This is a genomic window from Bartonella sp. bp_1, assembly GCF_055808085.1.
The window spans coordinates 748,015-771,316 of sequence record NZ_CM147851.1 but is presented as its reverse complement, the minus strand read 5'-3'; the positions used below and the strand labels follow the sequence as shown (position 1 = coordinate 771,316).

General features: G+C 45.4%; 21 protein-coding genes and 3 tRNA genes. 15 read left to right on the top strand and 9 right to left on the bottom strand.

Annotated features, from left to right (window positions below):
• Positions 1–237: 237 nt before the first annotated feature.
• The 5 genes from ACYZ97_RS03850 to ACYZ97_RS03830 all read left to right on the top strand — a co-directional run bounded on the left by ACYZ97_RS03850 (position 238) and on the right by ACYZ97_RS03830 (position 4,803).
• A complete protein-coding gene (locus ACYZ97_RS03850; protein WP_473300166.1) occupies positions 238–1,452 on the top strand; it encodes an amino acid ABC transporter substrate-binding protein in 1,215 nt (404 codons plus the stop codon).
• 84 nt (positions 1,453–1,536) lie between these two features.
• Complete coding sequence (locus tag ACYZ97_RS03845; RefSeq protein ID WP_473300165.1) at positions 1,537–2,400, top strand: branched-chain amino acid ABC transporter permease; 864 nt, start codon at positions 1,537–1,539, stop codon at positions 2,398–2,400.
• On the top strand, positions 2,397–3,344 hold the full coding sequence (locus ACYZ97_RS03840; RefSeq protein WP_473300164.1) for a branched-chain amino acid ABC transporter permease: 948 nt from the start codon (positions 2,397–2,399) through the stop codon (positions 3,342–3,344). The genes ACYZ97_RS03845 and ACYZ97_RS03840 overlap by 4 nt, the downstream gene beginning before the upstream one ends.
• On the top strand, positions 3,341–4,078 hold the full coding sequence (locus ACYZ97_RS03835; RefSeq protein WP_473300163.1) for an ABC transporter ATP-binding protein: 738 nt from the start codon (positions 3,341–3,343) through the stop codon (positions 4,076–4,078). The genes ACYZ97_RS03840 and ACYZ97_RS03835 overlap by 4 nt, the downstream gene beginning before the upstream one ends.
• Entirely contained in the window at positions 4,075–4,803 is a 729-nt protein-coding gene (locus ACYZ97_RS03830) for an ABC transporter ATP-binding protein (protein ID WP_473300162.1), read from the top strand. Before ACYZ97_RS03835 ends, ACYZ97_RS03830 begins: the two co-directional genes overlap by 4 nt.
• Before the next feature lie 294 nt (positions 4,804–5,097).
• Here ACYZ97_RS03830 and ACYZ97_RS03825 read toward each other — a convergent pair whose 3' ends face one another.
• Both ACYZ97_RS03825 and ACYZ97_RS03820 read right to left on the bottom strand, forming a co-directional pair.
• Positions 5,098–6,381: an O-acetylhomoserine aminocarboxypropyltransferase gene (locus ACYZ97_RS03825; RefSeq protein ID WP_473300161.1), complete on the bottom strand. Its 1,284-nt coding sequence runs from the start codon at positions 6,379–6,381 to the stop codon at positions 5,098–5,100.
• Positions 6,382–6,509: 128 nt separating this feature from the next.
• Positions 6,510–6,926: a CoA-binding protein gene (locus ACYZ97_RS03820; RefSeq protein WP_473300160.1), complete on the bottom strand. Its 417-nt coding sequence runs from the start codon at positions 6,924–6,926 to the stop codon at positions 6,510–6,512.
• A 374-nt stretch (positions 6,927–7,300) separates the two neighbouring features.
• Here ACYZ97_RS03820 and rplM point away from each other — a divergent pair, with 374 nt between their 5' ends.
• Together rplM and rpsI are read left to right on the top strand one after the other, a co-directional pair.
• The gene (rplM, locus tag ACYZ97_RS03815; protein WP_473300159.1) at positions 7,301–7,765 is read left to right on the top strand and encodes a 50S ribosomal protein L13; all 465 of its coding nucleotides are present in this window, start codon (positions 7,301–7,303) and stop codon (positions 7,763–7,765) included.
• Between the two features lie 2 nt (positions 7,766–7,767).
• Positions 7,768–8,253, top strand: a complete 486-nt coding sequence (rpsI, locus tag ACYZ97_RS03810) for a 30S ribosomal protein S9 (RefSeq protein WP_473300158.1) — start codon at positions 7,768–7,770, stop codon at positions 8,251–8,253.
• A 235-nt stretch (positions 8,254–8,488) separates the two neighbouring features.
• Here the strand turns inward: rpsI and ACYZ97_RS03805 are convergent, their stop codons facing one another.
• Positions 8,489–8,854, bottom strand: a complete 366-nt coding sequence (locus ACYZ97_RS03805) for a response regulator (protein ID WP_473300157.1) — start codon at positions 8,852–8,854, stop codon at positions 8,489–8,491.
• A 106-nt stretch (positions 8,855–8,960) separates the two neighbouring features.
• Here ACYZ97_RS03805 and ACYZ97_RS03800 point away from each other — a divergent pair, with 106 nt between their 5' ends.
• From ACYZ97_RS03800 to ACYZ97_RS03790, 3 genes are read left to right on the top strand one after another with little or no spacing between them, the layout of a single operon-like run.
• Entirely contained in the window at positions 8,961–9,254 is a 294-nt protein-coding gene (locus ACYZ97_RS03800; protein WP_473300156.1) for a DUF3572 domain-containing protein, read from the top strand.
• Complete coding sequence (locus tag ACYZ97_RS03795) at positions 9,248–10,555, top strand: DNA polymerase IV (RefSeq protein WP_473300155.1); 1,308 nt, start codon at positions 9,248–9,250, stop codon at positions 10,553–10,555. The genes ACYZ97_RS03800 and ACYZ97_RS03795 overlap by 7 nt, the downstream gene beginning before the upstream one ends.
• Positions 10,555–11,307: a metallophosphoesterase gene (locus tag ACYZ97_RS03790; RefSeq protein WP_473300154.1), complete on the top strand. Its 753-nt coding sequence runs from the start codon at positions 10,555–10,557 to the stop codon at positions 11,305–11,307. The genes ACYZ97_RS03795 and ACYZ97_RS03790 overlap by 1 nt, the downstream gene beginning before the upstream one ends.
• A 25-nt stretch (positions 11,308–11,332) precedes the next feature.
• On the opposite strand, the gene ACYZ97_RS03785 is transcribed toward ACYZ97_RS03790, so the two are convergent.
• From ACYZ97_RS03785 to ACYZ97_RS03775, 3 genes are all read right to left on the bottom strand, one after another.
• Positions 11,333–11,409, bottom strand: a tRNA-Arg gene (locus ACYZ97_RS03785).
• A 27-nt stretch (positions 11,410–11,436) separates the two neighbouring features.
• A complete protein-coding gene (locus ACYZ97_RS03780; protein ID WP_473300153.1) occupies positions 11,437–11,742 on the bottom strand; it encodes an ETC complex I subunit in 306 nt (101 codons plus the stop codon).
• A gap of 125 nt (positions 11,743–11,867) precedes the next feature.
• A tRNA-Pro gene (locus ACYZ97_RS03775) sits at positions 11,868–11,944 on the bottom strand.
• Positions 11,945–12,106: 162 nt separating this feature from the next.
• Here ACYZ97_RS03775 and ACYZ97_RS03770 point away from each other — a divergent pair.
• Positions 12,107–12,778 (top strand): hypothetical protein, encoded by a 672-nt coding sequence (locus ACYZ97_RS03770; protein WP_473300152.1) that lies wholly within the window; start codon positions 12,107–12,109, stop codon positions 12,776–12,778.
• On the opposite strand, the gene ACYZ97_RS03765 is transcribed toward ACYZ97_RS03770, so the two are convergent.
• Positions 12,744–13,457: a P-loop NTPase family protein gene (locus ACYZ97_RS03765; RefSeq protein WP_473300151.1), complete on the bottom strand. Its 714-nt coding sequence runs from the start codon at positions 13,455–13,457 to the stop codon at positions 12,744–12,746. The two genes, ACYZ97_RS03770 and ACYZ97_RS03765, sit on opposite strands and share 35 nt — an antisense overlap.
• A complete protein-coding gene (locus ACYZ97_RS03760; RefSeq protein WP_473300150.1) occupies positions 13,454–14,674 on the bottom strand; it encodes an AI-2E family transporter in 1,221 nt (406 codons plus the stop codon). The genes ACYZ97_RS03765 and ACYZ97_RS03760 overlap by 4 nt, the downstream gene beginning before the upstream one ends.
• Positions 14,675–14,856: 182 nt before the next feature.
• Between ACYZ97_RS03760 and purM the strand changes: the two genes are divergently transcribed.
• The 4 genes from purM to ACYZ97_RS03740 all read left to right on the top strand — a co-directional run bounded on the left by purM (position 14,857) and on the right by ACYZ97_RS03740 (position 17,837).
• On the top strand, positions 14,857–15,942 hold the full coding sequence (gene purM / locus ACYZ97_RS03755; protein ID WP_473300149.1) for a phosphoribosylformylglycinamidine cyclo-ligase: 1,086 nt from the start codon (positions 14,857–14,859) through the stop codon (positions 15,940–15,942).
• Positions 15,939–16,550, top strand: coding sequence for a phosphoribosylglycinamide formyltransferase (gene purN / locus ACYZ97_RS03750; RefSeq protein WP_473300148.1), 612 nt, complete (start codon positions 15,939–15,941; stop codon positions 16,548–16,550). The genes purM and purN overlap by 4 nt, the downstream gene beginning before the upstream one ends.
• Positions 16,551–16,675: 125 nt before the next feature.
• Positions 16,676–17,671 carry a GTP 3',8-cyclase MoaA gene (gene moaA / locus ACYZ97_RS03745; protein WP_473300147.1) on the top strand — a complete coding sequence of 332 codons (996 nt, stop codon included), beginning with the start codon at positions 16,676–16,678 and terminating at the stop codon, positions 17,669–17,671.
• Positions 17,672–17,761: 90 nt separating this feature from the next.
• A tRNA-Thr gene (locus tag ACYZ97_RS03740) sits at positions 17,762–17,837 on the top strand.
• A 99-nt stretch (positions 17,838–17,936) separates the two neighbouring features.
• Here ACYZ97_RS03740 and ACYZ97_RS03735 read toward each other — a convergent pair.
• Complete coding sequence (locus ACYZ97_RS03735) at positions 17,937–22,835, bottom strand: DEAD/DEAH box helicase (RefSeq protein WP_473300146.1); 4,899 nt, start codon at positions 22,833–22,835, stop codon at positions 17,937–17,939.
• Positions 22,836–23,302: the final 467 nt, after the last annotated feature.

Here is a 23,302-nt window from a genome sequence, read left to right as displayed (position 1 = left end):
GAATAATCCTCCATACACAAAAAAGCACGAGGACGTTATAACCTTATTGCTTGGTAATAGATGAAGTCAACGGGGCGTATCAGGTTGCAACATCAAAAGCACTTGATTAGCTTATATTCACTTGTTTTTGATAAGCATTTCTTAAATGAATATGCTCTTATGGGGGGCATAAAATACCACTTTTCAACCATAAGTTTTTTATATAGGCTGACTGACAAGGTTAACTGGAGGAATATCATGACAAAAAAATTATTCAGCTTTGTTGCGGCCGGAGCCATTGCCCTTAGTGGTACCGCTGTTGCATCTTCGGCATCGGCAGAAGACGTTATTACATTAGGCGCATCCGTTCAGTTAACCGGCCCTGTTGCCAATACAGGCCGTTATTACAAAGATGCCTATGAAATTACGGTAGACAAAATCAATGCAGCAGGTGGTGTAACTGTTGATGGCAAAACCTACAAGCTTGCCTTGAAAATTTATGACAATCAGTCCAACGTCAATTTGAGTGTACGCCAATATACACAACTTGTAACAGACGATAAGGTTAACTTCCTTCTCGGGCCTTTCGCCAGTAATTTTGCACTCGCCGATTCGGTTATATCTGAAAAATACCAGATCCCTATGGTTCAAGGCGGTGGTGCTTCAGATGAAATATACACCCGTAATTTCAAATATATTTTTGGCACTTTGGCCCCAGCAACCAACTATTTCAGCTCGACCCTCGATGTCATGAAAGACCTCGACCCAAAAGTCGAGAATGTCGCCCTTCTCTATGCCGATGATTCATTTGATGTATCGGTTGCACAAGGTACACGCCCGCTGATTGAAAAAGCCGGTTTTAAAATTGTTGCCGATGAGAAGTTTGCAACCAATGCAACAGACTTCAGTTCACTTATCTCGCAATTAAAAAGCAAAGATATCGATGCGGTACTCGTTGCCGGCCATGAAACAGAAGTATTGAACTTCGTACGTCAATCCAAAAGTCTTGCCTTTGCGCCCAAAATGTATTCCTTCACTGTGGGCGTCTCGACTGAAGACTTCCGAAATGCATTGGGCAACGATGCCGACTATGCCTTTGGTATGACCGCATGGCTGCCTGTTAGCGACTTGAAAGACCGCTGGTTTGGCGATGCTGCCAAGTTCGAACAGGAATATAAGGCACGCTTCAACTATGAACCTGATTATCACGCTGCATCCGGTGCTGCCGATGTCCAAGCCTTTGTGGAAGCCATGGAAAAAGCAAACTCGATTGATCCCAAGAAAGTGCGTGATGCATTGGCTGAAATCAAGTTTGACAGCCTTTACGGCCCTGTTGCCTTTGATAAACGCGGCCAGATTGATCTGCCACAAATTGTTATTCAGGTACAGGATGGAAAGCTTGTCGAAATCCGTGGTCCAAAAGGCCCGATTTCTCCGGCCAAATTCCCGATGCCTGCATGGGACAAGCGTTGATATAACACTCAAGAGGAAGCATTCTATGCTTCCTCTTTTCACCTGATTTTCCAAGACTTATTCGCAGTTAAAAGGACTTGATGAATGAGCCTATTCCTACAAATCATTATAAACGGTATTCTGCTTGGCGGCCTCTACGCCATTATGGCCCAAGGGCTAGCTCTTGTTTGGGGCGTGCTGAATATTGTCAATCTTGCGCATGGCACGATGATCATGCTGGGTGGCTATGTAACATGGACACTTTTTACCTATTTCGGCATTGATCCCTTTATAGGACTCGTTCCCACAGCTATCATCATGTTCTGCCTCGGCTATCTTCTTCAACGCGGTATTCTTAATCTTGTTGCCCGCGGGCCGATGTTCAATGCGCTCCTGATTACCTTTGGGTTTGAAATTATTTTCATGGATATCGCCCAGCATGTCTATTCTGCCGATTTCCGTACCATCAACCCAAGCTATGCCGGACAAAACTTTAATATTCTAGGCATGACCATCCCCTTGATGAATCTTTTGGCCTTTATTGCGGCCTTTTGCATTTCCGGTTTCATGCTCATATTCATGACCAAAACAAGATTGGGCCGCGCCATTCGTGCTACTGCACAAAATCTGGTTGCCGCCCGTCTCTATGGCGTTGATCCGCGTCATCTTTATGCTGTTACCTTTGGCCTTGGTGTTTCTATCGCTGCCGTTGCTGGTGGCCTTTATGGCACAGTCAATCAGGTCAATCCCTATATCGGCATACCGCTTACAGCCAAATGTTTTGCCATCACCATTATTGGCGGACTTGAAAATCCGCTAGGTGTTGTTGTCGGGGGGATTTTACTTGGCGTTATTGAATCCCTTACTGTCCTCTGGTTTGGTGACACCTATCGCAATGTGGTCAGTTTCGGCATTCTCATTGCTGTTCTGATTATACGCCCGGGTGGTCTCTTGGGGAAAACATCATGAAGTATATTCCTTCCATTATCGCTGTTTTATGCGCAATTTTTGCTCTTGTTTTTCCTCTTTTTGGCTCCATCAGCTGGATGACAGTAGCATTCGACGCATTTATTATTGCCGTTCTTGCCCAAAGCTGGAACATTATTGGTGGTTTCACAGGCTATGCCTCTTTTGGTAATTCTGTCTTTTATGGCCTCGGAGCCTATGGCGCCGGCATCGCCATGGTACAATACGACCTACCTTTCGGTGTCGGTGTATTATGCGGCGTTGTACTCGCAGTTATCTTTGCATTACTTTTAGGGCTTCCGATCCTTCGTCTAAAAGGCCATTATTTTGCTATCGCAACGTTGGCATTGCCACAGGTTATGGCTGCCATCACATCCAACCTGCCGATTGCGGGGCAAAATATCGGTCTTGTTCTGCCTTTGCTTAACAATGAAACCTTCTTCTATGAAACAGCGCTTATCCTGCTGATCATTGTAACCCTTTTTGTAAGCTTTCTTACACATTCACGTTTTGGTTTTGGCCTGATCGCCATTCGCGAGAATGAAGAAGGTGCTGCAGCCATGGGCATCAATACAACACTGTATAAAATTCTGGCCCTCATGCTTGCCAGTTTTTTCTGTGCCATGGCTGGATCTCTGCAAGCCTATAAAATCACCTTTCTGGATCCTGAATCTGCCTATGCGGTACAAATGAACGTCCAAATGATCATTATGGCTGTATTTGGCGGTGCCGGTACGGTTCTAGGTCCGGTTTTCGGTGCCTTGTCGTTGCAGTACATTTCTAACTGGCTGGCAACAAACTATACCGACATTGCAGGCCTGTTCTTCGGTGTTGTCATTGTTATCGCCGTTGTTTTGATGCCACGCGGGCTTGCCCATCTGGTACGCAATATAATGAAGCAGGGGCTGCGTTATTTCGTCAACAATGTAAAGGCGACCAAACTATGACTGCTCTTCTAGAACTTCGCCATGTAACAAAACGCTTTGGCGGCCTGACGGCCGTCAACGATGTCAGCTTTACCCTCAACAAGGGTGAAATACTCGGATTTATCGGCCCCAATGGCGCCGGTAAAACCACCGTCATCAGTCTTATCAGCGGCTCCATCACACCGACCGAAGGCGATATCCTTCTCCATGGGCAACGTATCAATGACATCCCTACCTATAAGCGTGCGCACATGGGTATCGGCCGTACATTTCAAATTATGAAGCCCTTCCCCGGACTTTCTGTACTTGATAATGTTGCTGTTGGTGCATTATTCGGCCGTAAGGACACTGGTAGTAAAGGCCTATCGAGCGCCCGTGAAAAAGCCCGTGCCAATCTTGAATTTGTCGGCCTTGGCAACATGATTGACAAACGGGCTGAAGATCTTGGTGGGCCGGATCGCAAACGGCTTGAACTGGCCAAAGCTCTTGCCATGAAACCGGAAATGCTTTTATGTGATGAGGTCATGGCAGGACTCAATCTGGTGGAAATTGACGAAGTCATTGATGTTATCAAAAAAGTGAGAGACAGCGGCGTAACCATTCTTGTAATCGAACACGTGATGAAAGCTATTAAAAGCCTGTCTGACCGTGTTATGGTTCTTCATCATGGTGAAAAAATTGCTGAAGGCAGTACGCAGACCGTGTTGTCCAATCCCATGGTGATTGAAGCTTATCTAGGGAAGAAGCGTGCATGACAAATTCTTCTAAAAAACCAATTCTGGAAGTTAAAAATCTGTCTGCCGGTTATGGCGAGCTTCCCGTTATCCATAATATCAATATGGTTGTCCATGAGGCTGAAATTGTTGCCATGGTCGGTAGCAACGGTGCTGGCAAGACAACCTTATTACGGGCACTTTCACATATCATCACCCCGACAGGTACAATCATCTATGACGGCAAGGATTTCTCAGTTTCAAAATCAGATGCGATTTTCCGTGCCGGTCTGGTCCACATTCCTGAAGGCCGCCAACTTTTTGACCGTATGTCCGTGGAAGAAAACCTGTTGATGGGCGCCTATAGACGCAATGATAAAGCCCAGATCAAGTTTGATCTGGAAAAGGTCTACGCACTTTTTCCACGCATGGCCGAACGCCGTCGTCAGATGGCAGGCTCCATGTCTGGTGGAGAGCAGCAAATGTGCGCAATGGGCCGTGCTTTAATGGCCTCTCCCAAGTTACTGCTTGTTGACGAGATGAGTCTTGGTCTAGCACCAGTCGTTGTCGACCAGCTTATGGAAATTCTTCATAATATCCGCAAGCAGGAACAAGTGACTGTACTTCTGATTGAACAGGATATCCATCTTGCTCTGGATGGCGCCGATCGCGGTTACGTTATGGAAACCGGCAGTATTGTATTGGAAGGCTCGGCGAAAGATCTGATCAACAACAAAGATGTACAAAAAGCCTATCTTGGCTTCTAGGCATTTTATTATAAAGCGCACTGGTTTTATCGTGCGCTTTATCTTTGTTTTCAAACTACTTTTATCTTAGGGCACGACCTGATTGAATACGATGTAGGAAAATGCTGAAAACAATAATCAATGTCGACTTTCCTTTTCAAATCAGATGTTTTTTGGGTGTTCGTTTTAGCGCTATTGACCCACACGGTGAACAATATCCCAAAGCGGAATTGGTAACATCAAATGAGACCGCTAAAGACTTCATAAAAAAGGCCGGAAGTTTTCCGGCCTTTTATATTCTGTTTTACTTATGGTCTACACAAGAGCCAAAGCCGCATCAATGTCTGCGATAATATCGGCAGCATCTTCAATACCAATAGATAAACGTACAACATCAGGACCTGCGCCAGCAGCGATACGTTGCTCATCATTCAGCTGGCGATGAGTTGTAGAAGCCGGATGAATAACCAATGATCGCGTATCACCGATATTAGCAAGCAACGAAAATAGCTTTAATGATGAGGCAAATTTGACACCGGCCTCATATCCACCTTTAACACCAAAGGTAAAGACAGAACCTGCTCCTTTCGGCGCATATTTCTGTTGTAGGGCATGATATTTGCTGGATGCCAAGCCAGCATAATTAACCCAAGAAACCTTGTCGTGTTTTTCAAGATGCTTTGCAACTTCCAATGCATTATCACAGTGCTTTTGAACACGCAAAGCCAATGTTTCAGCCCCCGTCAGCAACAAAAAGGCATTAATCGGTGAAATCGTAGGGCCAAAATCACGCATCCCCAAAGCACGGGCAGCCAAAGCAAAGGCAACATTGCCAACAGCCTCATAAAAAACCAAACCTGCATAATCGGGGCGCGGCTCAGTCAGTTTTTTATAATTGCCCGACTTACCCCAATCGAATGTCCCACCATCAATCAAAATACCGCCCATGGAATTACCATGGCCGCCAATAAATTTGGTCAATGAATGCACAATGATATCGGCACCATATTCGATCGGCCGTAAAAGATAAGGAGTAGCCAATGTATTATCAACAATCAGCGGAATGCCATATTTCTTGGCAATTTTTGCAATCGCCTCGATATCAACAATAATGCCGCCAGGATTAGCAAAACTTTCAATATAGATAGCACGCGTACATGAATCGATCTGAGCTTCAAAAGAAGCGGGGTTTTCGCTATCGGCCCAACGCACCTGCCAGTCAAAAGACTTGAATGCATTGCCAAACTGGTTGATCGAGCCACCATAGAGCTGGCGTCCAGCAACAAAATTATCACCAGCCTCCATCAAAGTATGGAATGTTAAAAACTGTGCGGCATGCCCTGAAGATGTTGCCAAAGCTGCTGTTCCGCCTTCAAGTGCTGCAATTTTTTCTTCCAGCACAGCCTGTGTCGGATTGGTGATGCGGGTATAGATATTACCGGGATCAGCCAGCGCAAAACGGTTGGCAGCCTGATCGGCATCTTCAAAAACATAGGCTGTTGTCTGATAGATAGGTGTTGCCCGCGCACCGGTTGTTGGATCAGGAGCAGCTCCAGCATGAACGGCCAGCGTTTCAAAGCCCTGTTTTTTGTCTGTCATCGAAATATACTCCATTTAATAATCTGCTCATCCCGTCCTCTCATATCAGGCCCTAAGGGTAAAAATACCCTTACAAAAGCCGAAGCAGAAGAAATGGAATGCTATATTCAGCCAGATTGTGATAAAATTCACGTCAATTCAATTGTCGGACAACGGTCCATAACCACATCCATACCCGCAGCAACCGCTTTTTGCGCACTATCTTTATCAAAGACGCCAATCTGCATCCAAAAAAGCTTAGGCATAAAATTCAGTTTGAGCGTTTCATCAAGAACACCGGCTACAGCACTCGAGTTGCGGAAAACATCCACCATATCAATAGACACATCAATATGGCCAAGACTTGGCTGGACTAACTGCCCCAATATTTCCTGACCGGCATAGGATGGATTAACGGGGATAACCCGAAAGCCCCGATTGAGAAGAAAAGCCATAACTCCATAGCTTGCGCGGTTCTGTTTAGGCGATGCACCAACCAGTGCTATTGTCTGCACCCGAGAAAGCGCTGCCTTAATTGCGGTTTTTTCTGCTAATAACTGCGCCATATTCCCTCCAGAACCCAGCCATCATAGATCAATTACACTCACACTTCAAAACACATCCAAGTTTCGAATCGCCATTTATCTCAATTAATATAAACCGAATATGAAGCTTCTCAAAGTCAAAACAGCATACAATATCAATAAAACGGTACCATAATACCGCAAATACAAACTATTGATTTTATGCAATATTTTATATTTATTGTTTTTCTTCTTGACCTAATATAGCGGAAGCCTTATTGAGCGCACACGCCAATACCTTTTAAACGAGGCTCGGTACATTTTTGTATTGGATTAACCCGATACAATACAAGCAACAAAAAACGCCTGATAGGGACTTTTAAAGGCTTTTCAGGATCTGATTAAGGAAAACTTCCATGGCAACTTTTTCACAAAAGCCAGCAGAAGTAACGAAGAAATGGATTATTATTGACGCCGAGAACCTCGTTCTGGGTCGCCTTGCCACTCTCGTTGCCAACCGTCTGCGCGGCAAGCATAAAGCAACCTTTACTCCCCATGTCGATGATGGCGACAATGTTATTGTCATCAATGCCGACAAGGTTGTTTTGACAGGTAAAAAATACACCGACAAGAAATATTACTGGCACACCGGTTATATCGGCGGCATCAAGGAGCGCACAGCGCGCCAGATCCTCGAAGGCCGTTTTCCCGAACGTGTCATTGAAAAGGCAGTTGAACGTATGGTTCCGCGCGGTCCACTAGGCCGTCGCCAGATGAAAAACCTGCGCGTTTATGCCGGTACAAACCATCCTCACGAAGCCCAGCAGCCGGAAACACTTGATGTTGGTGCTTTGAACCGCAAGAATAAAAGGATTGCATAAATATGGCTGAGATCAACTCGCTCTCCGAACTGGGCAATGCAACAGGCGGCGCTGAAGAAGCTGCTAATGCCGCACCTGTCCATGTCCAGAAACTCGACGCTCAGGGTCGCGCTTATGCAACCGGCAAGCGTAAAGATGCTGTTGCCCGTGTATGGGTCAAACCGGGTTCCGGCAAGATCACTGTCAACGGCAAAGATTTTGACAAATATTTCGCCCGTCCTGTTCTGCAGATGATTTTGCGTCAGCCGATCGTTGTTACCAATCGTGATGGCCAGTTCGATATCGTTGCAACGGTTGCCGGTGGCGGCCTTTCCGGTCAAGCCGGTGCTGTTCGTCATGGCATCTCAAAAGCATTGACCTATTATGAACCGGGTCTGCGCGGCACTTTGAAAAAAGGTGGCTTCCTCACACGCGATAGCCGTGTTGTTGAACGTAAAAAATACGGTAAAGCCAAAGCTCGCCGTTCATTCCAGTTCTCCAAGCGTTAATCGCAGCGAACTTACAAATTCCAAAAAACCCGCTTTATGCGGGTTTTTTTATTTCCTAAATTCGTTGCTATCGACGAACACACATTAGCAATAGCGACAACTGCAATAAATTGCAGCCACTCCGGTGTTTTGATATTAAAACCACACAGTTTCAGGTCCGCAACTTTCTGATTTCTTCAATCAAAGTATTACGTTCCATCCATTCCAGATCGACATCTCTTATGTCACACCAAGACTACCCCAGATATTTCTTGATCGTTTCCATAAAATACGGCACCGAAATGGGTTTCGACATATAATCTTCACACCCCCCTGCCCGAATGCGCTCTTCATCGCCCTTCATGGCAAAGGCTGTCACAGCAATAACCGGAATAGCTTTCAATTCATCATCAGCTTTCAGCTGCTTGATGACGTCAAGGCCGGAAACTTCAGGCAATTGTATATCCATAAGAATAAGACCGGGGTTGTTTTGACGAGCCAGATCAAGTGCTTCAAGCCCGCTACGCGTCTCAACCGTTTCATGGCCGCAAGCCTCTACAAGATCACGAAAAAGCTTCATGTTGAGCTCGTTATCTTCAACGATCATCACTTTTTTTGCCATGCCTGAAACTCCGCCTGCTTTGTTTGCATTTGTCAAAGGCATCATATTGCCTTTGTACCTTTAAAGGGTAAACTATGAGTCGTTTCTGAACATTTAAGAAAAGCTGATGAAAACAATCTATTCCCGTGAAGAAGCCGAAAGATTAGCCATCGAAGCGCTAAGCTTTATTGCGCAGGACTGCGAATTGCTGCCGCGTTTTCTTGATCTGACGGGGCTGACAGCAAATGACATCAGGCAAGCAGCCTCCACCGATGGCTTTATGGCTGGTGTTTTACATTTTCTGCTCTCACACGAACCATCATTATTGCAGTTTGTGCAAGCCACAGGCCATGCACCCGAAAATGTTATGACTGCCTACAACGCATTACCGGGCGGCGGTTCTATTGATTTCTCATGGTGAATTTCAACCAACCGCAATATGGATTTTGTCGTGATTGTCTGACACTGCAACATCAGCATACGAAGAGATGCAACCATTGCGGTAGTCCCCGTCTTGTCCAGCACAAAGAACTCTATAATCTTTCACTCGCCCATATTGATTGCGATGCCTTCTACGCCAGTGTTGAGAAGCGAGATCATCCGGAACTACGCGATAAACCGCTCATCATTGGCGGTGGCAAACGTGGTGTTGTCTCGACAGCCTGTTATATTGCACGTATCTCGGGCGTACGTTCAGCTATGCCGATGTTCAAAGCACTGGAGATATGCCCCAATGCAGTCGTCCTTCCTCCCGATATGGCAAAATATGCACGTATCGGGCGCGAAGTACGACAAATGATGCAGGAATTAACCCCCATGGTAGAACCGCTTTCTATTGACGAAGCTTTTCTTGACCTACAAGGCACAACCCGCTTACACAAAGCCCCACCTGCTTTCACCCTGGCCAGACTGTCACAAAAAATAGAAAAGGAAATCGGAATTTCTGTTTCGATCGGCCTTTCCTATTGTAAATTTCTAGCCAAGGTCGCATCGGATTTTGATAAACCACGCGGCTTTTCCGTCATCGGAAAGACAGAAGCCATCAGCTTTCTTGCCACCCAGCCGGTCAACATCTTATGGGGCGTTGGCAAGGTCCTCGCCGAAAAACTTAAATCAGATGGTATATGCTCTATCAGCCAATTACAGACAATGGATGAAGCCGATTTGATGAAACGCTATGGCGCGATGGGCCAACGCATTTACCGTCTTGCAAGAGGTCAAGATACGCGCAAGGTGGAACCCGATAACGAAATGAAAAGCGTTTCAGCCGAAACAACCTTTGATGTCGATTTGAAAATAATGGATGATCTTGTGCCGATACTACGGACCTTATCGGAAAAAGTATCATTCCGACTCAAACAAGATCATATTGCCGGACAAACTGTAGTACTCAAACTCAAGACCAGTGATTTCAAGAGCCGCACGCGCAACCGCCATCTTACAGACCCGACACAAATTGCCGACCGTATTTTCCATACCGGACTTGACCTTCTGTCAAAAGAGATCGACGGCACAGCCTTTCGCCTGATCGGCATTGGTGTGCAGCAACTTGTCAGTGACGAAAGTGCTGATCCTGCTGACCTTGTTGACATCCAATCGACAAAGCGGGCACAGACAGAACGAGCCATAGACCAGTTACGCCATAAATTCGGCGGCAAGATAGTCGAAACCGGTTATACTTTTGGAAAAAACCGCAACATACAGCCGCAAAGGGACAAATAATGAAGCGCTATTATATTGGCGATATTCATGGTTACATTGATCCGTTAAACCAATTATTGAATCATATTGCCAAAAATGAAAAACTTGACGACACCAAAATCTTTTTTCTGGGTGATCTTGTCGACAGAGGCCCTGCATCCAAAGACATCATAGAGCTCCTTATCAATCTACAACGTGACTGGGGCAATATATGTGTGCATCGCGGCAATCACGACGCCATGTTCCTATCTGCTATCAAGCAAGGCAAGCTGGCACCTCGTTTTCAGGCATGGATGATTCATGGTGGCGTAGAAACACTTAAATCCTACAATGTCGACGAGAACCATATCCAGGATATTTACCGACAACATCCCGAGCATGTCACTTTTATTGAAAACACCAGCCTCTACCATCAGCAAGGACATTTTATTAGCGTTCATGCCGGAATCAATTTTTCAATGCCTGTCGACACACAAACCGAGGAAACCTTTTGCTGGATCCGGCACCCCTTTCTTGATTATATTGATGATACAGTACCTATTGTCATCCATGGCCATACAATCATTGGCGATATGCCGATTATCACCGAAAACCGCATATCGATTGATACAGGCATTTATTCTTCCGGTCGATTAACAGCCTGCGTCATTGATGATGATTGTAATATCAATTTTTACCAGACAACAAAAAATAATATTGCCCCAGTAAAGCCAGCGCTTCTTGACCGCGGTTGTGGCACCATATTCAATCGGCAAGATTTAAAAATCGAATGAACCAAGCACAACTAACAGAGAAAGATGGCGATCCCGACAGGATTCGAACCTGTGACCCACAGCTTAGAAGGCTGTTGCTCTATCCAGCTGAGCTACGGGACCGCAAACAATGATTATATTATTCTGGAATCAATGTGTCCAAGGCTGCTGGCGATTGGCACTAAAGTTATCGGAATATGAAACGCGACGACGCTTCGGCGTGTGCGGATCTTCTACCCGATAGGCAATACCGTTTTTGGTTGCAAAGGCAATCGCATCCTCTTTGGTATTAAAACGCATCTTGATCTGTCCCAGCATATCGGCTGAAGCCGTATAACCCATTAATGGCTCAACCATTTTAGCTTGCTGGGGTTCATATTGCAAAATCCAGAATCCTGTATTGGCTTGACCGGACTGCATAGCAGTTTTAGCAGGGCTATAGATACGTGCAACCATTTTTCTATTCCTTACAAACGATGAAAACGCCTTTAAGAATAACACTTAACATGACGACTTCCCGTCTGTCACATCATGTTTTTGTCAGACCATCTCTATAGCAGAAACGGCCCTATTAGACAAAGTGGTCGGAGCGATAGGATTTGAACCTACGACCCCCTGATCCCAAATCAGGTGCGCTACCAAACTGCGCTACGCTCCGATGCTTTTGTCAAGCAACCTCTCACTAGGATTTTCGAGCGACAAGTGCAAGTACAAAACCACGAAATTTACCGTTTCTTTTTAAAATTAACATTTTTGATAACCAAATCAAAAGATTCACGCTCTAATCTTTCAAAATAATATGTCATCTGAAGGATAGGTTATGGCTGCACGTAAAAAAAACACCCGCCGAACAAACCGTAAAAAAGCACCAGCCCAGAAACGTTTTTCCTTCGGCAACGCCGCTCTCGGCGCACTGATTATTGCTGCTGCTGCCGGCTGGTATGTCGCACATGAAAAACCTGTGAATGGCAAACCTGCCCAACATATGGCTATACGTAATAATACTCCACAAAGCACACAATCTACTATTGTTGTTCCACGTAGCAAAGAACTGACCATCAACGCACTGCTTAACGAACCCTTGCCACATCAGCATGCCAGTGTAACGCAGATGACAATGCACAGCACCGTTATTCCGGCTTTAAAACCACAAAGCACACAAGGGAACCAAATCATCGTTCCCTATAAGCCTGATACCACCTTGCCCCCACAGGGACGCTTTGCGGTTAAAAACGCTGCCAACGCAATCTACGCCAAACAACGCATTGCTATCTATGCGACAGCCAATTCATCTTCAAAAAAAATTGCAACCGTTGAAGTAGGACAAGAAATGCGCTCTTACGAAACGGAAGGCAAATGGCATCGTATTGTCGTTCCTTCAACCGATATTATCGGATGGGCCAGAGCTGATCAGTTAACCCGCTCCCCTATAACAGCCAAGCACAACAGTGACATAATTAAGACCGGTTCGATTGCGCGTGATCGCCACTGAGGCTTTCAATAACCTCGCTTGCTATCTGACGGTTGATTCGAGACTTTCTTGCCAAAGCAAGTCGATCAACTTCAACAGCAAAATGCTGTAATGCCGACAAAGAACGTTCAATACGGCTAATAATATAATTGATCAGTACTGTGTCTATTTCCATTTGCCGGTCAGCCAGCAACTTTATCAGAACAGCAGACAAAAGATCATCATCAGGTTGTTCAATCTCAACAAACATCACCTGCTTCATCCGTGAAGCAAGATCGAGCAACCCCAATTCCCATTCCTGCGGCGATGTACGTGCCGTCATCAAAAGACTGGCATGATGATTGATGCTATGTCCTTGACGGACACTGTTGATAAGATGAAAAAAGGCCGTTTCATCGAACGGCTTGCTATCGATATCTTCCAGCAGAATAGGAATCCCCTTGCCTGCCATGACAATGGCTTCGTCCATTGCTTTTAAAGAGGCATGAAAAGCACCGACTTTTTGCGCCCACACAGTAGCAAAATGGGTCTTTCCCGCCCCTTCCGGTCCAATGATCAATGCCACTGGCAAAGGCCATTGCGGCCATTGTTCGATCAGCTGGAAAACTGCATGATTACTTGACGTAACAACCAGATCATCCCCGCTTAACCCCGGTTGCAGCGTCAACTCCAGCGGCAGTTGCCGCGGTGTATCGCTCACTTGCTTTTCTCCGTTTTATTCTGCGGGGAGTACATAGGGGACGCCAGATAGGTATGAAGAGCAAAGCGTACAAGTACGCCGATAACCGCCGCGGCCGGAACAGCAATCAACATGCCTGTAAAACCGAACACCGAACCAAAAGCAACCAAAGCAAACATCAACCACACCGGATGCAGACCGACAGATGAACCCACCAGTTTCGGCTGTAAAATATATCCTTCGATAAATTGACCGACAAAGAAAATACACATTACAACAATAATCCAGAGCCAGTTATCAGGATAATATTGAAACCAGGCCAATCCTAAAGCCAAAAAAAATCCGCTCATGGAGCCGATATAAGGAATAAAGCTAATAAAGCCGACAAAAAGGCCGATCAAAAGACCAAAATTTAATCCTGCAACAGAAAGGCCCACAGCGTAATAAACGCCCAGAATAAGGCAGACCGTACCCTGTCCGCGTACAAACCCAGCAACAGCACGGTCCATTTCACGAAAAATACCGCGTACAGTTGCCAGATGGTCTCGTGGAATCCATGAATCGAGACTATCAACCATGCGCTCCCAATCCAGCAACATATAGAAAGCAACAACTGGGGCAATAACAAAAAGACTGATAAGACCAAACAATGACTTACCAGAGTTCCACAGGGACTGCAGCAAAGTAGAAACAAAACTCTTGCCCTGCTGCATCAAGGCACTAATCGTATTAGACTGATCGGAAGTATTGCCACCCAGATATTTGTTGATCCATTCAAAACTATGTTCATTAAGATAACGCTGCAGGCTATCAATATAACCGGGCAAACGCTGTTCAACAAAGACAGTAAACTGGCTGAGCTGCGTATTGAGGATTGGCACCAACACCATCAATCCGACAACTAAAAAGACAATAAAAGCCAATAAAATCAGTACAGTTGCCCACATACGTGATATGCCGATACGCTGCATCAGCTCGACAATCGGATTAAGGAAATAAGCTAACGCCAATCCCGCAACAAAAGGAAGCAGAACATTGCTGAAGAAAAATAGGAAAACAAGGAAAAAGGCCAGTGTTCCCAGCCAAAACAAAGCCTGCCTTTTAACGCTGCCGCGAAAAGGTGCATTGGCATAAGCGGGAACATGCACGGCTTTACGTCGACGGGCTGTTTTTTTTACAGCCTTATGCGTCAGCTCTTCTATGCCGTTATTTTCTGCACTATCGTTAGCTTTATTCATGTTTTTCCAATTAGCTATTACCATGCACAGATATGCGACTTATCATGCCTTGGTCAAGCATTACGCACCCAATCAATGAATAAATGCCTCTTTTATGTCGTTAACGACGGATTAGACTTGCACGATGAAGAGTGACATGGCATTGCGAAATAAGCTTTGGATTAAGGTTTCAGGAATGCGCCATGACAAATCACACCGCCGATAATAAAACAGTCCCCCACGGCATGACCTATGCTGATGCCGGCGTTGACATTGATGCGGGCAACAGCATGGTCGAAAAAATCAAGCCACTGGTGCGCTCGACCAGACGTCCAGGTTCCGATACCGAAATTGGCGGATTTGGCGGTTTGTTCGATCTAAAAGCAGCAGGTTTCAAGGACCCTGTTCTTGTTGCTGCCAATGACGGTGTAGGCACCAAGCTTAAAATTGCCATTGACGCCGATTGCCACAATACAGTCGGCATTGATCTTGTTGCCATGTGTGTCAATGATCTCGTCGTCCAAGGTGCGGAACCTTTGTTCTTTCTCGATTATTTTGCAACCGGCAAACTGGATCCCGATCAGGGTGCCGCCATTGTGGCCGGCATTGCCGAAGGCTGCCGGCAGGCAGGAGCAGCCCTGATTGGCGGCGAAACAGCCGAAATGCCCGGTATGTATGCCAAAGGCGACTATGATTTGGCTGGTTTTGCTGTAGGGGCTGCCGAACGTGGCCAATTATTGCCATCTCAGGCCTTAGCCAAAGGCGACATTATTTTAGGTCTTGCATCGTCGGGCGTCCATTCCAACGGGTTTTCACTGGTCCGTAAAATTGTAGAAAAAAGCGGACTTGGCTGGCAGGAAAAAGCCCCCTTTGCTCCGGAACAAAAACTTGGTGCAGCCCTTTTGACACCAACCCGAATCTATGTACGTTCTTTGCTTACAACTTTACGCGAGACACAAGGCATTAAAGCATTGGCCCATATTACCGGCGGTGGTTTTCCTGAAAACATCCCCCGTGTTCTACCTGAGGATTTATGTGCCAACATAGATCTTGGTGCTATTCGTGTGCCTCAGGTTTTTTCATGGCTTGCCAAGCAAGGCGGCATTGATGAAAAAGAAATGCTACGCACTTTTAATTGCGGAATTGGCATGATTGTTGTCGTCGAGGCCCAATACGCAGACACAATAACGGCTAAATTAACCCGTGAAGGCGAAACCGTCAGCCGCCTTGGTGTGCTGAGCGAACGCGAAACACAAGGTGTCGTCTATCAAGGGCAACTCGCGCTATGAAGAAAAAAGTCATCATTCTGATTTCCGGCAGCGGTTCCAATATGGAAGCGTTGATCAAAGCAAGTAGAAAAGATGACTTTCCTGCAGACATTATAGCGGTTATTTCTGACAAAGGATCAGCCGGAGGCTTGCTAAAAGCTCAAGAACAAGGGGTGCCCACCCATGTTTTTGAACGTAAAGACTATGATAGCAAGCAAGCGCATGAAGAAGCCATTTTGCAGTGTCTTGGCACTTATGAACCGGATATTATCTGTCTTGCCGGTTATATGCGGCTTCTCTCAGCGTCCATGATTTCACCTTATCGTGGTCGAATTCTCAATATTCATCCTTCGATCCTGCCCCTTTTCCCCGGTCTCAATACACATCAACGTGCTCTTGATGCCGGTGTTAAAGTTGCAGGCTGCACTGTTCATCTTGTCACTGAAGATATGGATGAAGGGCCTATATTGGCGCAAGCTGTTATCCCTATATTATCTCATGATGACGCGGACAGCCTTGCCAAAAGAGTACTTAAGGCGGAACATCACCTTTATGCTGCCGCGCTTGCACAATTCATTTCCGGCAAGTCTGATACGGTTGTCCCAGACGCCCAGCTTTTCAGCCTTTAAAAGTCCCCTAACCCTTTTTCTTGCTTTATCGAGCGGTTGCGCTCATATTGATATTGCGTTGAATCAAAAGATAAGGAGAAGACGCCGAGGTGAACCAGCATGCTTTTTCTCTATCGGACAAAAACATGGGGTCGTCGCTTATTGACGGTTTCGGTCGCCCTATCAACTATCTACGTCTTTCCGTAACAGATCGATGTGATCTACGATGCAGTTATTGCATGGCCGAAAACATGGTCTTCTTGCCCAAGCGCGAACTGCTGACATTGGAAGAACTTTATCGCCTCTCTTCACGTCTCATCAAAATGGGTATTCGCAAAATTCGCCTGACAGGCGGCGAACCGCTGGTAAGACGTGACATTATGACATTGTTTGAACTCATCGGACAGCACCTTGGCAATGACCTTGATGAGCTAACCCTGACGACCAACGGTACCATGCTTAGCCGCTACGCAAAAGATCTGGCACGTTGCGGTGTCAAACGGCTTAATGTGTCGCTTGATACATTGGATGCCAAACGCTATCATGAAATAACACGACGGGGCGATATCGCCCATGTCCTTTCCGGCATTGATGCGGCCCTTGAGGCCGATTTAAAAGTCAAAATCAATACGGTTGCAATGCGTGGCGCCTTTCTTGATGAGGTTGATGATCTCATCCATTTTTGCCATAGCCGCAATATGCATCTTACTTTGATTGAAGAAATGCCCTTAGGCAACACCGGCCACAACAGATACGACACTCATCTTTCCCTCAGCGCATTACGTGATACACTTGCCAAACGCTGGACACTCACGCCAGCTCAATTGTCTACCGGCGGTCCGGCTCGATATATGCATGTTGAAGAAACGGGCGGCATTATCGGCTTTATAACACCGCTCTCATGCGATTTTTGCAGCAATTGCAACCGCATCCGAATTGGTTCTACAGGCCGCCTTTATACCTGTATGGGCCATAATGGTATGATTGAATTGCGCGAAACACTAAGAAATAACGAAAGCGATGACGCTCTCGTTGAAAAAATATGCGAGGCCATCCGTACCAAACCCAAAGGGCATGATTTTATAATTGGTAAAAATCAAACACATGGACCTAATCGCCATATGTCCGAACTGGGTGGCTAATCAGCAAAATTAAGATTTTTGCTAAAAAATGCACAATGATGCGTTTTTTTGTTTTACTCTCTATATCTTTATGCTAGGTCGTCCCCGTGTGCCCTTATAGCTCAGTTGGTAGAGCACCTGATTTGTAATCAGGGGGTCGGGAGTTCGAGTCTCTCTGGGGGCACCATTCTATTCCTAAAAATACAATAAAAACAATATGTTAGAAAAATTAATTTTCTTTCAGTCCACCCCGCAGCCCACCTTTCGGCGGGCGCTTGCAATGGTGTTAGATATCCAGTTTCGGCAGATTGCGAACAATCTTCATCGTTTCAAGTGAAACAGTGATGATTCTCAAGAGCAGTTCCAGTGGATAGGCTGGGTTGTGCATGGTCTCTATAGCCCAGTCATTGGCATCATTGACAATGCCGCTGGCTTTATCGGTACGCACGCGCTGCCGCTCCACCACCCAATCAATGGCCGCTTTGCCATTGACGATATAATCATAAGCCTCCAGCGGTATATCCGTGATTGTGATTTTGTCGTTATAGATGATGGTCGTCAGGTCTTTGTCCTTGCCGTTACGGCCATATTTCATCTTCTCGACATAATAGTCGCCATTTTCCAGATTTTTATTTTTGGTGATGATATTGGCAGGGTATTTTTCAACCGTTTCATAATTTAGGTGCAAACTTGCCAAGGCACGGCCAGCTTTTGAAAAAGCCATAAAATCATCAAGTTTTTTCACTGCCGGTATGCGCGGCAATTCTTTCATCAGATTATCAGCAAAGCGGGCGCGGTAATCTTCGGAATGCAACAGGCCATAAATATAATAAAACAAATCTTCCTTGGTGATTGTAGTGTCCTGATAGGCATCGTGAAAATGCTTCAAACCCGCACCCGTTATCGCATCACGCCGCTTTAACTGCGGTGTTGTTTCACTGGCAAATAGACCTTCCCCCGCCTCTTCTCGCTCATAAAGATAAAGCGGGAAACATTGACCAGTATCTAAAGTGTGCAAGTCTGTAATGATATTGGTGATAAGTGTTGAAAAACCGCTTCGTGCTCCGATACCAGTTATTGCTATCATTATGTTTTCAGCTTTTGCATCAGGAAAGATGCGCGGCATTTGATATACGCGTTCATTAAAGCTTCGATCATAATATAGCCATTGACTTGAAAACGGGCGATAATCGCTTTTGATGAGCGCGTCATCATTATAGGTATTCTGTTTTCCTCTGACAGCATCTGCCACCACCCCATCAGACCAACTGATTTTAAGTGGATCATTATCAATAAAATTTTTAACACTGACTTCACGCATTTTCCGATCGTGAATTGGAAAAGATTCATTAAACCGCTCGACTTCTTGATTATAAAAGCTAATCATGTTCTGCATATTCTTTAATAGCTTTTGTGCAGACGAATTGTAACACCAAGCATCGCGTTGTGTTTTTAAACCAGAAGAATAATTTTCAAAAATAGCTATACTGCTTTTATCTTTTTTATCACCCATAACGATAAAATCTTTAAAGCTATCATCGCGCTGGTTAAGCCAATCATTGTGAACATCTGGGGTGATTTCCAGCCAACTGATTTTGGTTAAACTCCCAAGAGAATTAAGCTTGCCTTTTTTATCATCAGACTTCAAATCATCGCCAATATCATAGTAATAAATTTTGCCTTTTTGCGAGGCATCGGGATTTTTGACCAGAATAGAAATAGCAATGCCAGTCATACTGCCTTGCTCAAAGATATTCTGCCCTTCTTTAGCTCGGCCTTTTGAAAGCATATTTTTTCGAATATCGCCGCGTAGATTTATAATGTAAAGACTTGAATATTCCTTAACCAAACATTTGCGCATACCATCCATTGCAGGCTTTTCAATAAAGCCAGAGCCGGAAATAAAACCAATCACACCGCAATCGCCAATGCGGTCTGACGCCCAGCGAATGGCGCGGATATAGCTGTCATAGAGCGAATTTTTATTGGTTGCGGTCGAATAGGCAGCATAGGTTTCTTCGATCTGCTTATCGAGTTTGGGATATTTAATATTCTGGTTATTATCATTGGCGCTATCCTGCCCTGACGAATAAGGCGGATTGCCAACAATAACCTTGATATCCAAAGCCATTTGATCTTTGCGGCGCTGGCTGTTGTCGACCAGAATAGCGTCAATCATGTCGCCTTTTTCGCTCATCTGGAATGTATCAGTGAGCAAAATACCGGGGAAAGGCGCATAATCGCCACCGACAAGGGCATGATAGGTCGATTCAATATTGATGGCAGCAATATAATAGGCCAGCAGCACCAACTCATTGGCATGAAGTTGGCTTTTATAAACGCGCGGCAAGTCTTGCTGCGCTATCAGGCCGCTTTGCATAAGCCTTGTGATAAAGGTGCCGGTGCCGGTGAACGGGTCAAGAATATGTACGCCTTCGCTGCCCAAGCTTTGGTTAAATTCGGCTTTTAATACGTCATTGACGCTGTGCAGGATAAAGTCCACCACCTCAACTGGTGTATAGACAATGCCCAGCCGCTCGGTCATTTTTGGGAAAGCATTGCGAAAAAACTTGTCATAAAGTTCGACGACTAGCTTTTGACGGCCTTCTGCCGTATTGATGCCTTCAGCACGCATGGCAACGCTGCGATAAAATTTATCAAGGCTTGTCGATTCTTTATCAATGTTGAATTCATTGAGTGCATCCAGCACCTTCTGGATGGCTTGCGACATTGGGTTATGATCTGCAAAGCTATAGCCTGAAAATAACGCATCAAAAACCGGTTTGGTGATGAGGTGTTGTGCCAGCATCTCGATGATCTCGTCATCACTGAGCGCATCATTCAAATCGTCTTTCAGCTCGGCAGAAAATTCCTTGAATGTGGCAATTGCTTTGGTGTTTTCTGGGTTTTCTAGAATGGCCTTGATGCGGTCAATATGGGTGCGGGCAATCTTGGCAATATCATTGGCCCATTCTTCCCAATGGTGGCGATTGCCGACCTTTTCAACCAATTTGGCTGTGATGGCACGTTCAAGCTCTGTCACCTCGTAAACAAACTCAATTTGCTCGCCTCCTCTACCACCAGAAGCAGGGGCTGCCTTTCCTAGATTATTTTTTCCTTTGGCAAGGCCTGTTGCCTCTTTCATCACCTTTTTACGGCGTTTGCCCATATCGGTAACGGCAATGACTTCCATTTTTTGCGGGTCAGAACCAACTAAGTCCATTTTGTTAATCATCGCATCGAATTTATCATCATGCGAACGCAAGGCCTGTAAAACCTGCCATACAACTTTATAGGTCTTATTATCATTCAAAGCTTCATGCGGCTCTACCCCAGAAGGGATAACCACCGGCAAGACAATATAGCCGCGGGTTTTATTGGGTGCATTACGCATGACACGCCCGACCGATTGCACCACATCAACCTGACTGTTACGCGCTGTTAAAAACAAAACGGCATCAAGAGCTGGCACATCAACACCTTCAGACAGGCAGCGGACATTTGATAGAATACGGCATGTATCTTCAGGTGCAGAGGATTTAAGCCACTGGATTTTTTCTTCCTTCTCGCTGGCATTCATGCCGCCATCAACATGGCGTGCCTCGCAATGCAACCTGACGGACATTTCTTCTTCATCGGTTGCGGTGCGCTGGTATTCTTCCACTACATCTTGAAACATATTGGCAATTTGCAGTGAGCCGACCTTATTACTCTTTTTGCGATCAATCACCTGACAAAAGGCAACAGCGCGTTGCATGGGGTTGGCATCACCTTCAAGACTTTCGGTTAGGTTCTGCTTTGAAAGCGCCTTCCAGCAGCCAACAATTTTGGCTGCATCATCCACCCGCACCTCGTTATTCTCATCTTTCAGAATATTTTGCAGACGGCGGTTGATCTGGCTTTCTTCAACTGTCAGCACGATCACCTTATAATCAACCAAAAGGCCGCGCTGCACCGCTTCCGAAAATGTCAAAACATGCAGGTCTTTGCCATAAATGGTTTCATCATCCATCGAATAAAGGACAACATCACCATCCTCGGCTTTAAGCTTGGCATCATCTCTATAGATACGCGGTGTGGCCGTCATATAAAGGCGTTTGGTGGCATTGATAAAATCATTGTTATGAATGCGCACGAAAGCGCTTTCCTCATCGCCTTCATAGGTCTGACCGGTGGTGCGGTGTGCCTCGTCGCAAATAACAAGATCAAATGCGGGTAAACCATAATCTTTTTGCGCTTTGGAAATGACATCAATAGAATGATAGGTCGAGAAGATAACGCTCATGGCATTGTCTTCATGCCAAGCGGTCATCTCTTCTGCCAGCTTTTCGGCATCGGTCGTGGCGGGATATTGCAGCTCATGCACAAAGGTCTGCACACTGTCATCATCTTTTTTATCGCGCTTTTTACCGACCTCAACATCGGAACAGACAGCAAAGCTATGAAGTTTGGTTTCGCTTTGCTGTGTCCATTCAGTCAATGTCTGACTTAACAAGGCAAGGCTTGGCACCAGAAATAAGACACGCTTGCCAGCGCCTGCCTGTGCCTCGGCAATCTTGAGACTGGTAAAAGTTTTACCCGTGCCACAAGCCATAATGAGCTTGCCTCGATCTGCCGTCTCCAAACCTTTCAATACGTTTTTTGATGCTGTTTCCTGATGCGGCCGCAGTTTTTTCTTTTCATGAATGACAAGCGCCTTATCAGGTGCATATTGTTCCCAGTCGATAACACTTTGTTCAAGAGCGGCAAGATCAATCTTACTAACAGGAATATGCTGGTTATCCAGCATCGCCTCGGCATTCTCGCCCCAGCGATTGGTCGTGCAAACAATGATGCGATTAGTGAAAGGTTTTTGCCCAGATGCCGACATAAAACTATCGATATCACTCTTACTAATTTTATGATCTGGCGCATAAAACTTACATTGTATGGCATGAAGAAAACCAGTTTTACGTTCCTGAGCGACAAGATCAATCCCCTTGTCCTTGCCATCTTTACCATGTGCCAATGCCCAGTCTTTGAACGTCCAGACATCGGCATAAAGATTAGAATAGAACGGTTCATGCTTGAGATAAGAGATAATCAACTCTTCAAAATAGGTGCCTTTTTCACGCTCAGAAACGGAAGCATTGCGAAAACGGGTCAAGACCTTTTCAAGGGATGTCTGTTCCAGTATCTCGCTCATGCTATTGCCTCCGCTTAATCTATGCAGCCTTTGACTGATTTATGTATCAAAATCATACCTTAAACGTTAAAAATAAAAAAACACTTTCACTAAAATAGTGTTTTATAGTGTCCGGAAAGCCATAAGGGTATCATCAAATCAAAAAATCATACGGTTTATGGAAAGAAAAGCCCCATGCCGGTTTGAGCTCCCATGCGGTTCAAGACTTTAGGCCTCCCCCTCCTAGTACCTTTTGTACCGGCTTTTGAAAAACTACCATCAAAATCAAAAGCTGTTATTTCCATGCTAACATTTGCTAACATAGTGCGGCTTTTATTTCTTTTGAAAAACCTTAACATGTCTTAGCATGCTGTTTGTCAGGTTAATTCGTGAAAAGCATAGCAAAACCAGCGCGCTGGCCGTTATAACCTTACTGCCTATAAAAAGGCTGTTCATGGAAACCTTTTACCCTGCCATTTGCAGGCTAT

What these genes read in the sequence shown, in the direction of transcription:
- ACYZ97_RS03850 (WP_473300166.1), top strand. Translation starts at nt 238, where the DNA reads ATGACAAAAAAATTATTCAGCTTTGTTGCGGCCGGAGCCATTGCCCTT.
- ACYZ97_RS03845 (WP_473300165.1), top strand. Translation starts at nt 1,537, where the DNA reads ATGAGCCTATTCCTACAAATCATTATAAACGGTATTCTGCTTGGCGGC.
- ACYZ97_RS03840 (WP_473300164.1), top strand. Translation starts at nt 2,397, where the DNA reads ATGAAGTATATTCCTTCCATTATCGCTGTTTTATGCGCAATTTTTGCT.
- ACYZ97_RS03835 (WP_473300163.1), top strand. Translation starts at nt 3,341, where the DNA reads ATGACTGCTCTTCTAGAACTTCGCCATGTAACAAAACGCTTTGGCGGC.
- ACYZ97_RS03830 (WP_473300162.1), top strand. Translation starts at nt 4,075, where the DNA reads ATGACAAATTCTTCTAAAAAACCAATTCTGGAAGTTAAAAATCTGTCT.
- ACYZ97_RS03825 (WP_473300161.1), bottom strand. Translation starts at nt 6,381, where the DNA reads ATGACAGACAAAAAACAGGGCTTTGAAACGCTGGCCGTTCATGCTGGA.
- ACYZ97_RS03820 (WP_473300160.1), bottom strand. Translation starts at nt 6,926, where the DNA reads ATGGCGCAGTTATTAGCAGAAAAAACCGCAATTAAGGCAGCGCTTTCT.
- rplM (WP_473300159.1), top strand. Translation starts at nt 7,301, where the DNA reads ATGGCAACTTTTTCACAAAAGCCAGCAGAAGTAACGAAGAAATGGATT.
- rpsI (WP_473300158.1), top strand. Translation starts at nt 7,768, where the DNA reads ATGGCTGAGATCAACTCGCTCTCCGAACTGGGCAATGCAACAGGCGGC.
- ACYZ97_RS03805 (WP_473300157.1), bottom strand. Translation starts at nt 8,854, where the DNA reads ATGGCAAAAAAAGTGATGATCGTTGAAGATAACGAGCTCAACATGAAG.
- ACYZ97_RS03800 (WP_473300156.1), top strand. Translation starts at nt 8,961, where the DNA reads ATGAAAACAATCTATTCCCGTGAAGAAGCCGAAAGATTAGCCATCGAA.
- ACYZ97_RS03795 (WP_473300155.1), top strand. Translation starts at nt 9,248, where the DNA reads ATGGTGAATTTCAACCAACCGCAATATGGATTTTGTCGTGATTGTCTG.
- ACYZ97_RS03790 (WP_473300154.1), top strand. Translation starts at nt 10,555, where the DNA reads ATGAAGCGCTATTATATTGGCGATATTCATGGTTACATTGATCCGTTA.
- ACYZ97_RS03780 (WP_473300153.1), bottom strand. Translation starts at nt 11,742, where the DNA reads ATGGTTGCACGTATCTATAGCCCTGCTAAAACTGCTATGCAGTCCGGT.
- ACYZ97_RS03770 (WP_473300152.1), top strand. Translation starts at nt 12,107, where the DNA reads ATGGCTGCACGTAAAAAAAACACCCGCCGAACAAACCGTAAAAAAGCA.
- ACYZ97_RS03760 (WP_473300150.1), bottom strand. Translation starts at nt 14,674, where the DNA reads ATGAATAAAGCTAACGATAGTGCAGAAAATAACGGCATAGAAGAGCTG.
- purM (WP_473300149.1), top strand. Translation starts at nt 14,857, where the DNA reads ATGACAAATCACACCGCCGATAATAAAACAGTCCCCCACGGCATGACC.
- purN (WP_473300148.1), top strand. Translation starts at nt 15,939, where the DNA reads ATGAAGAAAAAAGTCATCATTCTGATTTCCGGCAGCGGTTCCAATATG.
- moaA (WP_473300147.1), top strand. Translation starts at nt 16,676, where the DNA reads ATGGGGTCGTCGCTTATTGACGGTTTCGGTCGCCCTATCAACTATCTA.
- ACYZ97_RS03735 (WP_473300146.1), bottom strand. Translation starts at nt 22,835, where the DNA reads ATGAGCGAGATACTGGAACAGACATCCCTTGAAAAGGTCTTGACCCGT.